Here is a 15,432-nt window from a genome sequence, read left to right on the forward strand (position 1 = left end):
TCTTAGTCTGGAGACTACAACAGGGAAATGCAATATACCAGCAAGCAATGCCGCTAGTTTTACTTGTAAGGTCGTATTAGAAAAAAGTCTTAAATGGTGCTTTTATATAGCCGAATGAGCCTTTGGCATCGCTTGACGTGTTTGAAGGTGCGATGTAACACAGTTACGACGGTTCCCCGACCGAGAGTGAAGGGGATTAATAGGGAACACGGTGAGGACGACCCAAAAGGGACCAAGACCGTGGCTGCCCCCGCAACTGTAAGCGGATTGCCGTTCATCCTTGTGATGCCTCAAAAGCGTCATGTCACTGAGTTTGTTTCAGGCAGCTCGGGAAGGCAGATGAACAGCGAATATCCGTGAGCCAGGAGACCTGCCGTCTAACGTAGTCCATTGTCACGGGCGGGGATGCCCGGAGCAGGAGTTGGTTATGACAGCTTTCAACGTCGCAAGACGTCATCTCTTATTGTCATTCATATCCCCGGATATGTCCGTTCTCTTTAAGCGCCGGATCGTTTCCGCCGTTTGATGCGGCTTTTTCTCATGTCATTTCGGGGATTTAAATGAAATTTTCAGGCCAAGTGCGGTTTGGCGCACTGCTGGGCGCAGTCGCTCTTTTCGCAACCGGTTTCGCGGCGCAGGCAGCAGAAACCCAATATCCGCTGACGCTGAAAAACTGCGGTCGCGATGTAACCTTCAAACATGCGCCGGAGCGGGCAGTCGCCGTCGGTCAGAGCAGCACTGAGATCCTCTACAGCCTTGGCCTCGGCGACAAGGTTGTGGGTACGGCTGTTTGGTTCGGCCCGGTCCTCAAAGGCTTTGAGGAGGTGAATGCCAAGGTGAAGCGCCTGGCTGATAACGATCCGAGTTTTGAAAGCGTACTTACGCAAAAGCCAGACATTGTTACGGCGGATTTCCAGTGGCACGTTGGGCCAATGGGCATTGTCGCAAAGCCGGAACAATTCGAAGAATTGGGTATTCCTGCCTACACATCGCCTTCCGATTGCGTTGGCAAGGATAATTCTGGGGGCGGTGATGGTGTCCGCACAGCGCCATTCACGATGAATATCGTCTATCAGGAGATTGGCGAACTGGCTCAGATCTTCAATGTGCAGGATCGTGGTGAAAAGCTGATCGCAGAACTCAAGGCACGCGAAGATGCTGCCCGCCAAAAGATCGGCTCCTCAGATGGCAAGTTTTCGGCTGTTGCGTGGTTTTCCAGCACACAAGTTGATGCTGATCCTTATGTTGCCGGTAAGTTCGGCGCTCCTGCCTATATCCTTTCTGCCCTTGGCATCAGGAATGTGATTGAGAGTGAAGAAGAATGGCCAGCTGTGGGTTGGGAAACAATCGCCAAGGCGGGCCCGTCGATGATTGTTGCAGCGAAGCTGGATCGTCGTCGCTATCCTGCAGATGATATTGCGGTCAAACATCAGTTTCTCAAAGCTGATCCAGTGACGAAACTGATGCCTGCTGTTGAAGGCGGATATGTTTTCGATATCGACGCGCAATCGATGAGCACGTCGTTGAGAGTGATCGAGGGCATTGAAACGCTTGCTGCCGATATTGCAGCGTCGGATCTGAACAAGTGAAGTCAGGGGCAGTCGCAGCAGGCATTGCATTGAAAAGCGCGGTGAGTTCCCGTGTACTCCTGGGCGCGCTGGCTCTTGTCGTGCTTTTCGTTGCTTTGTGGCTGGGCGCTGCCATTGGTGAAACTGCCATACCTCTGGACGTGGTAGCGAAAACAATTGCCAATCGCGTCTGGAATGCCGGTTATCCTATTGCGCCGATTGATGAGGGCATTGTGTGGAGCTATCGGTTGAGTCGGGCTGTTATCGCGGCTTGCTGTGGTGCGGCGCTGGCCTTGTCGGGCGTAGTTCTGCAATCGCTTCTCCGCAACTCGTTGGCTGATCCCTATATACTCGGTATTTCTGCGGGGGCTTCTACCGGGGCTGTCGGTGTTGCCATTCTGGGTATCGGTGCCGGTGTGCTCTCACTGTCAGTGGGAGCATTTATCGGTGCTATTGTCGCGTTCGTTCTCGTTTCGCTGCTTGCGCTGCGAGCAGGGCGCGGCAACAGTGCGATCATTCTGGCCGGTATTGCCGGTTCGCAGCTTTTTAACGCGCTCACATCTCTCATTGTCACGAAGGCTGCAAATGCCGAGCAGGCTCGTGGCATCATGTTCTGGCTTCTTGGCAATCTTTCAGGCGTACGTTGGCCGGATGTTGCGCTCGCCTTGCCCGCCTGCGTGGTGGGGCTTCTTATCTGTCTTTGGCATGCGCGTGCGTTAGATGCTTTCACCTTCGGTTCGGAGTCTGCCGCTTCGCTTGGTATTCCAGTGCGACGCGTCTATGCCGTTCTGATTGGTGTCAGCGCCATGATGACGGCCGTGATGGTTTCGATTGTTGGTTCCATCGGCTTCATTGGTCTGGTCATTCCTCATGCTGCGCGCATGCTGGTCGGTGTACGTCACGGCAGGTTGTTGCCAGCGGCAGCACTTATCGGTGCAATCTTCATGATCCTGGCCGATATTGTGTCTCGCATTATTATTCCCGGTCAGGTTTTGCCTATCGGAGTCATCACGGCATTGGTCGGTGCCCCAGCATTTGCGCTGCTGCTTGGACAGAGAAGGGGGCAACCATGATGCTTTCTACACGCAATGTTTGCTGGTCGGCAGGAGGCGTTGAAATCCTGCGTAATGTTTCGCTTGATGTGAAAGAGGGAGAATTCCTCGGCATCATCGGGCCAAATGGCTCAGGCAAAACAAGTTTTCTGTCTCTGCTTTCGGGTGTACGACGCAGCCGTTCGGGAGAAGTAAAACTTTGCGGCAAGTCGATCCAGAAGTTCAACCGGCGTGAGATTGCGCGCAAGCTGGCACTTGTTGAACAACAGGCAGGTACAACAGATCGGATCACGGCCCGGCAGGCAGTGGAGTTGGGGCGCACGCCATATCTTGGCGCTTTCTCTCCTTGGTCAGAACAAGACGATGCCGTTGTTGATCGCGCCTTGCATAACGTCGATATGGCACATCTGGCAGATCGTTACTGGCAAACGCTTTCAGGTGGAGAGCGTCAGCGCGTGCATATTGCCCGTGCTTTAGCGCAAGACCCGCAGATATTGCTTCTGGACGAGCCGACAAATCATCTCGATATCGGTCATCAAATCGGATTGCTCGATCTTGTCAGGCGTCAGAAATTGACCGTCGTTGCCGCGCTGCATGACTTGAACCATGCGGCCATGTTCTGCGACCGCATCGCCATAATGAACAAGGGACGGATTGTAGAATTAGGGACACCGCGCGAGGTTTTACGCGCCGAATGTATTCGCCGTGTCTTCGGTGTTGAGGTGGATGTCGAATATCATGGTGTGCATGGATGTCATATTCGCTACCGCGTGCCGGGTTATGCGGCGCTAGAACTTAAGCAATCGGCATAGAGACACGGAGGTAATTTATTCGATTTTGGTAATATTTATCAATTCAGATAGAAATAAATAGGCATTCTATAAAGTAATTTCTAATATATATAATGATTGTTTTCTACTAATTTCGTGAAAAGCTTCATCTTTTTCTTAGGTTTATCACGTCGTTGTGAGTGTTTTTGTTGACAAACTGTTTCCATTTCATTGACGGTTTGTTTATATGGGCACATGTCGCATTTGGAAAAGTGCTCTCTCGATTGTAAAAGGTCGAGGTCGTGTCACCGAAGTGATCGGTGTAACCATATTGCGGGTGCATCGCAATTTCGGGTTCCAGATGTGTGAACCTAAATCGATTTCCATGGTCGATTTTGTGGAGCGATGATGGTTCAGATTTGAACAAGGTATAGATATTGGCATGCCTGTCTTGCGGGGGCAGAACCAAAAGCGGGTATGTGGCGAATGTAATTTTTCAAATAATTAGTGTAAGCTTTAATTAACGGCGACCATCCTTTTCGGATGGTCGCCGTACTTTATTCAGGGATGCTGTGCACCGGTAACCGCGAGATAAACCGCATAGAGTGATTTGGTTGCAGTGATGAACAGACGATTACGGCGAGGGCCCCCAAAGGTCACATTTGCCACCGTTTGCGGCGTCTTGATCTTGCCGAGCAGTTGGCCTTCCGGTGAGAAACAATGCACGCCATCGCCAGCGCTCGTCCACAGATTGCCATTCGTGTCAAAACGGAAACCATCGGGCAGACCACTATCGATGGTGCAGAAAATCTCGCCACCGGTTACGCGCTTGCCGCTGTCAACAACGTCGAAAACGCGGATATGACGCGGTGCTTTTTCGTCGTGGCTATAGGCGCTGTCGGCAACAAAAAGCTTGGTTTCATCTGGTGAAAAGGCGAGGCCGTTTGGCTGTACAAAGTCTGTGATGACGGCAGTAAGCTCACCGCTTTTCGGATCTAATCGATAGACATTGCGCGTTGGCTGTTCGGGATCGGCTTTATAGCCTTCATAATCTGCCAAAATGCCGTAGGTCGGATCGGTAAACCAAATGGTGCCGTCAGAACGCACAACGACGTCATTGGGTGCGTTGAGCTTCTTGCCCTGATAGTTGTCCGCAAGCACTGTGATGCTGCCGTCGAGTTCGGTGCGCGTGACCCGGCGTCCGCCATGTTCACAGGAGATAAGCCGTCCTTCGCGGTCACGCGTATTGCCATTGGCAAAATTGGAGGGCTGGCGGAAAACAGAAACGCCGCCTTCCGGCACCCAGCGTAAAATACGCTGGTTTGGAATGTCGCTCCAAAGCAGGCAGTTTAGATCGCCAAACCAGACCGGGCCTTCGGCCCAGCGGCAATCGCTGTAAAGTTCATCGAGATCGGCGCTCGATACGATCATCTGCTTGAAGCGTTCGTCGTGAATTTCGTAAATCGAATGATTTTGAGACAAGAAAATTACTCCGGGGATGCTGTTTAACGCTCGGGTCTGCGACTGCTGGCCAAGAAGATCACCGCAATGATGGTGAGGCCCGTCAGGACCAGACGCACACCGGCACCGAAACCATAGGTGTTGAGCATTGAGACTATGAGGAACATGAAGAGTGCGGCACCCCAAATACCGGGGATGTTGGAATCGCCGCCCGCGACCGCTGTACCACCGATGATGACGACTGCTATCGACATCAGAAGATACTCGGCGCCCATATTGAGTGCCGCGCCACCTGAGAAACAGGCAAGCAGGAAGCCACAGAGCGAAGCCAGAACCGCACAGAGCAGATAAGTGACGAAGCGTGTTCCATCGACCGGGACACCTGCCATACGTGCGGCAAACGGGTTTTGCCCGATGGCTGAGATCCAGCGACCATAAATGCTTTTCTTAAGAAGCACCCAGCCTAAGACTGACAAGAGCAACGCCACGATGGCAACATTCGGAATGCCAAAAACAGACGAGGTGGTGAACTGTGCCAGAACTTCAGGCGGCTTCACCCGCAGGCCGCGATTACTCCAGATGGCTGTCGACTGGATCAGAAAGCTCATCGACAGGGTCGCAATGATGGGCGGGATACGCAGCAGCTTGATCAGCGCATAGTTGCAGATACCAATGCAAAGGCCGATCAGGAGTGCGACAGCGAGTCCTGCCAGCACCATACTGTCCTGCGAATCCATCAGCTTGAGGGCCAATGTTGCAGCCAACGTCATGGTTGCAGGAACCGACAGATCAATATTGCCGGGGCCGAGCGTGATGACAAACATCTGCCCGAGGCCGACAATCACCGAGAAGGATGCGAAGGTGAAGGCCGCGTGAGAAAGTCCTGCAGCGCCTGCGCCGCCCGTAAACAATACGGTGATGATCCAGACGGCAATGGTTGCGATGAACGACCAAATCCATGGACGGCTTGTGAGAACGGAGACAGCGCTCATTGCTTTTTCCCCTTGCGGTCGAGGCGATTAAGGAAGAGGCGAAGCGCCAGCACGACGATGAGAATTCCACCCTGAGCACCAATCTGCCAGTCGGGTGAAATACGCATGAAAGAAAGGAAAGAGCCCGCAAGGGTGAGTGTCAGCGCGCCGATGACTGCGCCAACGGGAGAGATACGACCGCCTACGAATTCGCCACCACCCAGAATGACACCTGCAATGGAGAGCAACGTATAGCGCAGCGCAATATTGGCATCTGCCGAGGTGGTCAGCCCCACAAGTGCGATACCGGCAAGTACCGCAAAAAAAGCCGCAAGTGCATAGGTGCCGGCGCGGATTGCGGTGATCGACCAGCCGGTACGCTCAATGGAGCGGGCATTGCCGCCTGCGCCACGCATCAGCACACCGAAGGTTGTGCGCATGACGATGAAATGCGTGACAATGGCAATCAGAATGCTTGCGACAATCGCCATCGGCACAAATGGCGGCTTGGTGGTCATGATCCAGCGTGCCCAGTCAGGCGCTTGACCGCCGGGAGATGGCAAGAGCAGAACGGCCAGTCCACCCCAGACAAAACTCATACCAAGTGTTACGACAATGGACGGCAGATTGCGCAGATGGATGATGGCACCGAGTGCCGCATAGGCTGCAATGGCTGCGGCAAGGATCAGAACACCGATGACGGGAGCCGTGTTGAGATAGGTTGCAGCTACACAGACCACGAAACTTACAAAGGTTCCCATCGAGAGATCAAGATCATTGACCGCCATGATGAGCATCTGCGCGATTGTTGCGAGTGCTATCGGCACTGCCAGATTGAACAACAGGTTGAGGCCGGTATAGCTCATGGCACGCGGCTGCATGTAGAAAACAGCGGCCAGCAGCAAAGCGAGCGAGAAAACCGGCGTCAGCAGGCGGAGAGATGAAGTGGAGAGACGCATTATTCGTGTCCTCCCTCAAAGGATGCAGCAAGCACGTTTTTTTCCGTGATTTCGTCGCCGACGAGTTCTGTCACGATTGCACCGTCGCGGAAGACATAGACGCGATCGCACAATTCGATCTCGTCCATTTCGGTGGAATACCAGACAAAGGTACGGCCATTTTCTGCTTCATGGCGCAGTATTTCATAGACTTCTTGCTTGGTGCCGACATCCACGCCGCGCATGGGGTCATCCATCAGAATGGCATCGGCAGTGGTGGCAAGTGCGCGGGCAAAAAGCACTTTCTGCTGATTGCCGCCGGAAAGCGAAAGAATGCGATTGCCCATATCCGGTGTGCGGATCTGGATTTTGTCTTTCCATTGCGCGCCGAGCTGATCTTCGCGCGTCTGATCGACAAGCTTCAATGATGAGAGGCGATCCAGCGAACCAATGGTGAGATTGTGCAGGATGCTCCAAAGCGGAAATGTACCGTTAAGGCTGCGATCACCCGCCACGAAGGCGATTTCGCAATTGCGTGCGGGCAACCAGTTTGGGCGACGGGCAGAATAAAGATCGAGCAGCATCTTTGTCTGGCCATGCCCGGCAAGACCAGCAAACCCGATAACCTCGCCTTTGAAAGCCTGAAACGGCTTGATGTCATTGGCACGCTTTTTCGCAGAGAGAACGGCTTTGCCAGTCGTGTCGGCTTGTGCCGCGCGGCGTGTCGCTTTTTCACGTTCGACACTGCCCATGGCTTCGACAAGGCTGCGGTTTGTGAAATCGCCTGCTGTGCGATTGGCGACAACCTTGCCGTCCTTCATCACGACAATGCGGTCGGATGTTGAGAGGATTTCGCCAAGCATATGCGAAATAAGGATCACCGAACCACCTGTGCCGACAAAGCGACGGACATAGGCCATTAGCTGTGCAGCAATGCCCGCATCAAGCGAAGAGGTCGGTTCATCGAGAATAACCAGCTTTGGCGGCGTGCCTGGTGCGGTGAAGTTGATGGCGATCTCGACCATCTGCCGTTCGGCAATGGACAGCTCGTCGACGGTGGCCGAGCAATCGATCTTGTGGTCGGGGAAAATCTCACTGAGCTTTTTTGCAATGAGATCAACAGCCTTGCCGCGCCAGTTCGCGCCCGTAAGGTCGCGCTGCATGATGCGGACATTTTCGGCAATTGTCAGATTGGGGAAGAGCGACAGCTCCTGAAAGACACAGCGAATGCCGTGCTTACGGGCGGTCGCCACGCCATGGCCTGCCTCACCGTGATAGGAGAGGCTGCCTTCATGCGGGGTAAGGCCGCCATTGATGACATTGACGATGGTGGATTTTCCCGCGCCATTATGGCCGACAAGTCCCACGCATTCGCCTTCATGAATCACGAGTTCAGCACCATCCAGTGCCTTTACCGCACCGAACTGCACGCGGATATTGCGTGCGGCGACGACCTCGCCTTTGTCGATTGTCTCAGACATGCACCCGGACTGTATTAGAGCATTTCCAGCAAAAGTGCGAAGCGGCTTTGCGTCGGATAATGCGAAAAAACAAAGAGATAGAGCATTTCTAATGTTTCAAGAAAAATAGGAAATACTCTAGAGGTGAGGGAAGAGGAGTGGGCATCGGAAATGCCCACTCCCTGGGAGAAACGCGTTATTTCGCTTCTGCGATGACCTTCTGTGCGTCTTCGAGCGAATATTCGACATTCGCAACGCCACCCTTCTGGGTATTGCCGAGGTCCTTATCGAGAGATTCCTGGCTGACGCTCAGAAACGGAACGACGAGATCTTTCTTGACTTCCTTGCCGTCGAGGATCTGCTGCGCGACCCAGAAAGCGAGCGTTGAAACGCCAGGCGCAATCGAAACCGACATGGTTTGATAACCGTTGGCGTCCTTTTGGCTCTTCCACCACTGCAGCTCGTCTTCGCGGTTGCCCATGATGATGATCGGCGTTTCGCGCTTGGCAACGGCGAAGGCCTGCGCTGCGCCGTAGCCGTCGCCGCCCTGCGTTACAACGGCATCGATCTTAGGCAGGCTTGGCAGCACGCCTGCGACTGCGCGCTGTGCAACATCAGCTGCCCAATCGCCATGGACCGAGCCAACGATCTTGAAGTTCGGATGCTTCTTCACGCCGTCTTGAATGCCAGCATGGATCTGGTCATCGACCGAAACACCCGCAAGGCCACGGATTTCAAGCAGATTGCCGCCGTCTGGCAGGCGCTTTGCGAGATAATCAACCTGACCTTCGCCCATAGCCTTGAAGTCAACCGCAATGCGCCATGCGCAAGGCTCGGTGACGATACCGTCGAACGAAACGACGGTGATGCCCGCATCACAGGCTTCCTTGACGGCCCCGTTAAGAGCGGTTGGCGATGCGGCATTGATGACGATGGCATCATAGCCTTGCAAAATCATGTTCTGGATTTGCGCTGCCTGCTCGGTGGCCTGATTTTCAGCGGTGGTGAACGCATCGGCTGCAGAAACTGCACCTGTGCTGACGGCTTCCTTCGTCACCTTGTCCCAGCTCTGTAACATGGCCTGACGCCACGAGTTGCCAGCATAATTGTTCGAGAAGGCGATCTTTTTCGATGATGTATCGGCAAATGCGCTACCGCTCGCCATCAATGCGGCGAGTGCGGCGGATGCCAAAAGAATTTTGCCAAGCTTCATTTCATTCCTCCCAGTTACAAATTTGCAGCACCGCAGCGTTCTCAACGTTTCGGTCCGTTTGAATCCTTTTTGTGCGAAGCCTCCCGCACGACCGCTCCTCAACGGTCCCAGTTTTTTCGCATCACATTACCTATTGTCTTGCGGGCAGTTTTCTGGTGAAGCGAGAATGAAATAAATGCGTTGCGCTGTGAAGGCCGATCGAAGCAACCGTGCTGCGGATTTACGCAGCAAAATTGCGGGAACCCGCAAGACGCGCCGATGGGGGTGCGGCGTATTATAAGAGCAAAGCAATCTGTCTTTGGGAGGAGAGTCGCTTGCTGGAACTACCGCCTGCGCGCCTGCTGGACCGCTATCTGAATATCTCCAGATTGCTGGCAGGGCAGCTCGATTTCGATTCCATCATTCAGGCTGTTGCCGCAGAGATTAATCACATCCTGCCTTATGATCATCTCGATGTCTGTATCAAGATGGTCGATGGTAAGTTTCACATCGCTTATGAAAGTGGGATAGAGACGGCTTGGAGCCGTAACCCGCCTGCGCTTTTATCAGGAAGCCCAATTCGCACGCTCCTGTCCGGAGAGGTTGAACATCTGCTAACAGATGATGCACGTACCGACCCCCGCTTTCATTTCGAGGGATCATTCTCAACGCCGATTATCGAACATGATCTCAAGGCTCGCCTCCATGTGCCGCTGAAAGCGCAGGGCGATATTATCGGAGCGTTGAGCTGCTCCAGTTTGCAATCGGGCTGCTATTCGGCGCGCGACGTGGAAAATGCCCAATCGATTGCCGATCTTCTGGCTCCCTATTTCTTCGCAATCCGTGCTGCTGAACAGGCCAAGCGCTCGGCAATTGTCGAGACAGAAGCGCGGGCGCGCGAAGAGGGCTTGCGCTTTGGTGCCCTCAAACTCACTGAGGCTCTGGAGATTGAACGGCATCGTATCGGCATGGATTTGCACGATCAAACCTTGGCTGATCTCACACGTCTCGCCCGCCATGTGGAGCAGCTGACACGCGCGCCCGACCTTTCCGGTGAACAGCTTGAGCCGCTGTTCCGTGGCTTGCAGCACTGCATGCAGGATTTGCGTCAAATCATTGAAGAAGCAAAGCCTTCCGTACTTCAACTTTTCGGTTTTGCGCAGGCGACAGAGAACCATCTGGATCGCTCCATCCGCGAAAGCGGCGCTGCGATTGAATGGTTTCTGGAAGACCAGAGCGACGGCATGACCGACAGGCTTGAAGAGACGGTCGCGACCTCGCTTTTCCGCATTGTGCAGGAAGCAATCAACAATGCCATTCGTCACGCTCTCGCCGGAAAAATTCACGTTCGTCTCCGCGATAAGGGTGGTCGGCTTCTCGTTGAAGTTATGGATGACGGCATTGGCATGGATCGTCAGGCGCAGCGTATTGGTCATGGCATCGATAATATGCGCACGCGGGCGCGGCTGATTTCGGCAAGCTTCGCCATCAGGAAAAATACGGAGGGCAGCGGCACATGCGTGACGATCCATCTGCCGCCGGAAATGTGTGAGCCAAATGGAGGGTAAGATGCAGGTTCTGATCGTGGAGGATGATCCGTTGCATCGCACCTATTTAGGCGAGGCAATTCGGGCCGCATTGCCCGAATGCGGTGATGTGCTGGAAGCGGATAATGGTTCGGCGGGTGAGAAACTGGCACGGATGCATCGCTCTGCCCATATTGTGATGGATTTACAAATGAGCGGACGAAATGGCATCGAGGCAGCCCGCACAATCTGGAAGGAAAACCCTGAAACGCGCATTTTGTTCTGGTCGAATTATGCCGACGAAGCCTATGTGCGGGGCGTCTCGCGCATCGTGCCGGAAGGGGCGGCCTATGGCTATGTGCTGAAATCGGCTTCCGACGACAAGCTGCGCTTGGCACTCCGCAGCATTTTTGTCGAAGCGCAATGTGTGATCGACCGCGAAGTGCGCGGCTTGCAGCAAAAAAGCCTCGGTCACGCGAGCGGGTTCAGTGAAAGCGAATATGAAATTCTGATCGATATAGCACTTGGCCTGACGGATCGTGTCATCGCGCGTCGCCGTAACCTGTCGCTGAGAAGCGTTCAGAACAGATTGCAGCAACTCTATGAAAAGCTTGGTGTCTATCAGGAAAAAGGCGAGCCGGAGGAGGGGCGGTTCAACCTCCGTGCTCGTGCTGTGACGATTGCGCTTTTGCGTAAGCTTTTAAATTACAGTGCGTTGGAACGCGCCGAAATTGAGCTAAATGACTGGATCAGCCGACAGCCGCCTTCAGGCGACGCTGCTCCAGATCGAGGCCGAGTTCCTTCGCGCGAGCAATGATGGGCGCAAAGCGGCGCTGCTTCTTTTCTGCGTGATTTGAAGCAATGTCTGCGATGCGGTGCTTCAGGAACGGGTTGAGAAAGCGCTCGCGAACGGAAACAACATAAGCTTCTGCCTGTTCGCTGAGACCATCAGCGGCAAAGACCGGCAGAACTTCTTCGCGCCAAAGCGCTTCAAGTTCATTGCGGATCGTTTCATCCTGCATGGCTTCCAGCACGATTTCATTCTTCGGACGATTGCCGTTCAGCCATTGTTCGGCAATGAAACTATGGCCGAGATTAAGCAGATAGAGCTTGAGCCGCTCATAAAGTGCAAGATTGTCCGTCACGACGATGTCGGGATGCGTGCAGGGAAGTGTGAGCCTGTCAGCCTGTTCGATGGCCCAGATCGCATAGGGTTCAGCAATTGCACCGACCGGATTGATCGGTTCTGATACGATGCGGTCAACGAGGCTGTTGGCAAAAACACAATTGCTTTCAATCCATTGCGTGAACGCTTTCGGCAGGCTCCAGCTTTCTGCAAGATCAAGCACAATCGAGCGCAGCTTGTCGCCATTGCGCGAGATCAGCTCGCAAGGGAAAATCGACAGTGATGCATCGGGATTGACCTGCCAGCGATGGTGCAACAACACAAGCAGCTTCGCAGGGAAGCTTTTCGGCAGGCGGTCGGTCTCGGTGAGCAGAGAAACATCATCGCCGGCGTCGAGCTCAAAACCTTTGTCGCCGGTATTGGACAGGATCACCTGAACCTGTGCAGCAAGGTCGCGGATCGTCTGCCAATCGGCATGAGCGGAATAGGCGGCACTTACGCTTTTGGCCTGATGATTTTCATCAACCGGCTTGCCGTCGCGTAAGCCGCGAATAATGACTGGATAGCCTTCGCCACTATTAAGCGCTGTGATGCGTCGCGCGCTTTCTGGATTGGAAGTGGTCTGGACGATTGCGACCGTGCCGATGGCATCGCCTTTCGCCAGCGCTTCCGAGATGAAGAAATCCGCATGTCCGAGCAGAAAGCGGCTCGTTCCGAACTGTAGAATCGTTGGCTGATCGGTCATGAAACCCTCCCTTGAATACGCTGGAATAGCTATTGCAGTGGGTAAAATTGGTCAAGCCACTCTTTAAAAATGACCTAAAGCGAACTGCGACAAAACTGACGAAATTATCAATATATAGCAATAACAATGACATAGATAATATTGCACTTTCGGTCTCTTCAAAATATGGTAAGGCCAATTTGGGAGAGAGCATGAGTGAGCATATTGGCTCCGTGGAACCACGGAGGCTTTACCAACAGATTGCCGACCGGGTCCGTCATCTGATCCGCGAAGGCCATTTTCCGGCTGGAAGCAGGCTTCCCGCTGAACGCGAACTCGCGCATCAGCTGGGCGTGTCGCGCCCGTCATTGCGTGAAGCACTCATCGCACTTGAAATTGCAGGTAATGTCGAAATTCGCATGGGTTCCGGCATCTATGTTGCTGCCGAAGAAACGCGGCTTCCGGCACAAGGCGGCTCAATTGGCGAAAGCCCGCTCGAAATCATGCAGGCGCGCTCGCTTGTTGAGGGCAGTGCGGTGATTATGGCTTGCAGCCAGATTACTCAGGAAGTGCTGGAGCGTCTGCGCAGTAATCTCGATGCCATGCGGTTGCAGATCGACGCTGAGCGCAAGCCGATTGAGCTGGATCGTCAGTTCCATCTTATTATTGCCGAACAGTCAGGTAATTCAGTCGTGACGCGTATTGTACGCGACTTGTTTGACGAGCGGCATAGTCCGCTCACGGCACAGATGCGTACGCGTTACGAGAATGCCGAAACATGGACATATGCTTTGGCTGAACATGAAAAGATTTTTGCAGCACTGGAGGCGAGGGATCCGCTTCTGGCGCAGGCAGCGATGCGCACGCATTTGGATACATCAAAGCAGCGATGGATGGAAAACGAGCCTAGATAAAGTATTTCCAGCAAAAAGTGCGAAGCGGTTTTGCGTTGGATAATGCGTAAAAACAAATAGTTACAGCGGTTCCAACGGTTCAGTCTTAACTGGAGCTGCTGAAATGAGGCTCATATTGATCGCCGTGGCGGTTTTGGGAGTGAGGTCAGAACAATGAACGACAAGGCTGTCTCGGCTGTGACGCCGGTAATCCTTTTGCATCCCTCCGACGATGTGGCGGTTGCGCGTATTTCGGTTCGCGCAGGCGATCCGATCGGACTTGGTGACGTCATCGCGCGCGATCTGATCGGGCGTGGTCACAAGGTGGCTCTGCATGATATTCCGCAAGGCAAAGAAGTGCTCAAATACGGGCAGGTGATTGGCGTTGCCACGCAGGACATCGCGGTTGGCGAGCATGTGCATCTGCATAACCTCGCAATGCTGCCTTCCGAACATGAGCATCAGTTTTCGGTCGATATTGAAGAACGCGGTATGCTGCCGGAAGCGGAGCGCCGCCAGTTCATGGGCTATGATCGCGGTTTCGGTGGCGTCGGTACGCGCAACTATATCGGTGTCATTTCATCGGTAAACTGCTCTGCAACCGTGTCTCGCTACATTGCGGATTATTTCAACCGCATGGGCGGTCTCGACGGCTTTGAGAACGTCGATGGCGTGGTAGCGCTAACCCATGGCAGCGGCTGCGCGCTCAACACCAAGTCGGAAGGCTATCGCCTTTTGACCCGCACCATTCAGGGCTATGCGAAGCATCCGAATTTCGGTGGCATTTTGCTGATCGGTCTTGGCTGCGAAACCAACCAGATTGCGCCGATCATGGAACATTATCGCATGGAAGAAGGCGCACGCCTGCGCACCATGACGATCCAGCAGCATGGCGGTACGCGCAAGACAATCGATCATGCGATTGCCGAGATCAAGGAAATGCTGCCGCTGGTGAATTCTGCCAAGCGCACGCCACAGCCTTTGTCGAAGCTCAAGGTTGCACTCGAATGCGGTGGTTCTGACGGCTATTCCGGCATTTCGGCCAATCCGGCATTGGGCTATGCCTCGGACCTTATCGTGCGCAATGGTGGTACGACCGTTCTTTCGGAAACGCCGGAAATCTATGGCGCGGAACATCTTTTGACACGCCGCGCAGTCACGCCTGCTGTCGCGGAAAAGCTGTTACAGCGCATCGACTGGTGGCGCGATTATACGGCCCGCAATGGCGACGAGCTGAACAATAATCCATCGCATGGAAACAAGCTCGGTGGCCTGACTACCATTCTTGAAAAGTCGCTGGGTGCTGTTGCCAAGGGCGGCTCAATGCCTCTCAAGGCTGTCTATGAATTTGCTGAAACCGTAACCGAACAGGGTTTCACTTTCATGGATACGCCGGGCTACGACCCGGTTGCCGTGACCGGACAGGTGGCCGGTGGTTGTAACGTCATCTGCTTTACCACAGGACGCGGATCAGTGTCGGGTTTCAAGCCTGCGCCTTGCATCAAGATCGCAACCAATTCCGAAATGTACGAACACATGAAGGAAGACATGGACTTCAATTGCGGTGGCATCGTCACAGGTGATGAAACCATCGAAGAGTCCGGCACGCGCATTTTCGAGCACATTATCGCAGTGGCTTCCGGTGAGCAGACGCTGAGTGAAATCTACGACTATGGCGATAACGAATTCGTACCGTGGCAGGTCGGCGCCGTAACCTGATCCGCTCCATGCAATAAAAATGACAGGAATAT

At 53.9% G+C, this 15,432-nt stretch carries 13 protein-coding genes and 1 riboswitch; of the genes, 7 read left to right on the top strand and 6 right to left on the bottom strand.

Annotation, left to right across the window (positions count from 1 at the left end):
• Window positions 1–152 precede the first annotated feature (152 nt).
• Window positions 153–392: riboswitch (cobalamin riboswitch) on the top strand.
• A 168-nt stretch (window positions 393–560) separates the two neighbouring features.
• From CEV33_RS03400 to CEV33_RS03410, 3 genes are read left to right on the top strand one after another with little or no spacing between them, the layout of a single operon-like run.
• Window positions 561–1,589, top strand: a complete 1,029-nt coding sequence (locus tag CEV33_RS03400; RefSeq protein ID WP_094539055.1) for an ABC transporter substrate-binding protein — start codon at window positions 561–563, stop codon at window positions 1,587–1,589.
• Between the two features lie 23 nt (window positions 1,590–1,612).
• Window positions 1,613–2,641, top strand: a complete 1,029-nt coding sequence (locus tag CEV33_RS03405) for a FecCD family ABC transporter permease (RefSeq protein ID WP_094539236.1) — start codon at window positions 1,613–1,615, stop codon at window positions 2,639–2,641.
• Window positions 2,638–3,432, top strand: a complete 795-nt coding sequence (locus tag CEV33_RS03410; RefSeq protein ID WP_094539056.1) for an ABC transporter ATP-binding protein — start codon at window positions 2,638–2,640, stop codon at window positions 3,430–3,432. The genes CEV33_RS03405 and CEV33_RS03410 overlap by 4 nt, the downstream gene beginning before the upstream one ends.
• A gap of 519 nt (window positions 3,433–3,951) precedes the next feature.
• On the opposite strand, the gene CEV33_RS03415 is transcribed toward CEV33_RS03410, so the two are convergent.
• The 5 genes from CEV33_RS03415 to CEV33_RS03435 form a co-directional block, all read right to left on the bottom strand.
• The gene (locus tag CEV33_RS03415; RefSeq protein ID WP_094539237.1) at window positions 3,952–4,821 is read right to left on the bottom strand and encodes an SMP-30/gluconolactonase/LRE family protein; all 870 of its coding nucleotides are present in this window, start codon (window positions 4,819–4,821) and stop codon (window positions 3,952–3,954) included.
• A 74-nt stretch (window positions 4,822–4,895) separates the two neighbouring features.
• Window positions 4,896–5,843: an ABC transporter permease gene (locus CEV33_RS03420; protein WP_094539057.1), complete on the bottom strand. Its 948-nt coding sequence runs from the start codon at window positions 5,841–5,843 to the stop codon at window positions 4,896–4,898.
• On the bottom strand, window positions 5,840–6,781 hold the full coding sequence (locus CEV33_RS03425; protein ID WP_094539058.1) for an ABC transporter permease: 942 nt from the start codon (window positions 6,779–6,781) through the stop codon (window positions 5,840–5,842). Before CEV33_RS03425 ends, CEV33_RS03420 begins: the two co-directional genes overlap by 4 nt.
• The gene (locus tag CEV33_RS03430) at window positions 6,781–8,241 is read right to left on the bottom strand and encodes an ATP-binding cassette domain-containing protein (RefSeq protein ID WP_094539059.1); all 1,461 of its coding nucleotides are present in this window, start codon (window positions 8,239–8,241) and stop codon (window positions 6,781–6,783) included. The genes CEV33_RS03425 and CEV33_RS03430 overlap by 1 nt, the downstream gene beginning before the upstream one ends.
• Before the next feature lie 175 nt (window positions 8,242–8,416).
• On the bottom strand, window positions 8,417–9,433 hold the full coding sequence (locus CEV33_RS03435) for an ABC transporter substrate-binding protein (protein ID WP_094539060.1): 1,017 nt from the start codon (window positions 9,431–9,433) through the stop codon (window positions 8,417–8,419).
• Between the two features lie 314 nt (window positions 9,434–9,747).
• Between CEV33_RS03435 and CEV33_RS03440 the strand changes: the two genes are divergently transcribed.
• Window positions 9,748–10,980 carry a GAF domain-containing sensor histidine kinase gene (locus tag CEV33_RS03440; protein WP_094539061.1) on the top strand — a complete coding sequence of 411 codons (1,233 nt, stop codon included), beginning with the start codon at window positions 9,748–9,750 and terminating at the stop codon, window positions 10,978–10,980.
• A 1-nt stretch (window position 10,981) separates the two neighbouring features.
• Window positions 10,982–11,755: a response regulator transcription factor gene (locus tag CEV33_RS03445; RefSeq protein WP_094539062.1), complete on the top strand. Its 774-nt coding sequence runs from the start codon at window positions 10,982–10,984 to the stop codon at window positions 11,753–11,755.
• On the opposite strand, the gene CEV33_RS03450 is transcribed toward CEV33_RS03445, so the two are convergent.
• Complete coding sequence (locus CEV33_RS03450) at window positions 11,688–12,809, bottom strand: mannitol dehydrogenase family protein (RefSeq protein ID WP_094539063.1); 1,122 nt, start codon at window positions 12,807–12,809, stop codon at window positions 11,688–11,690. The two genes, CEV33_RS03445 and CEV33_RS03450, sit on opposite strands and share 68 nt — an antisense overlap.
• A 191-nt stretch (window positions 12,810–13,000) precedes the next feature.
• On the opposite strand from CEV33_RS03450, the gene CEV33_RS03455 reads away from it, so the two are divergent.
• Both CEV33_RS03455 and CEV33_RS03460 read left to right on the top strand, forming a co-directional pair.
• Window positions 13,001–13,702 (top strand): FadR/GntR family transcriptional regulator, encoded by a 702-nt coding sequence (locus CEV33_RS03455; protein WP_094539064.1) that lies wholly within the window; start codon window positions 13,001–13,003, stop codon window positions 13,700–13,702.
• A gap of 153 nt (window positions 13,703–13,855) precedes the next feature.
• A complete protein-coding gene (locus tag CEV33_RS03460; RefSeq protein WP_094539065.1) occupies window positions 13,856–15,400 on the top strand; it encodes a UxaA family hydrolase in 1,545 nt (514 codons plus the stop codon).
• The last annotated feature ends 32 nt before the right edge of the window (window positions 15,401–15,432 follow it).

The organism is Brucella grignonensis (assembly GCF_002252505.1).
GTDB classification, from domain to species: Bacteria; Pseudomonadota; Alphaproteobacteria; order Rhizobiales; family Rhizobiaceae; genus Brucella; species Brucella grignonensis.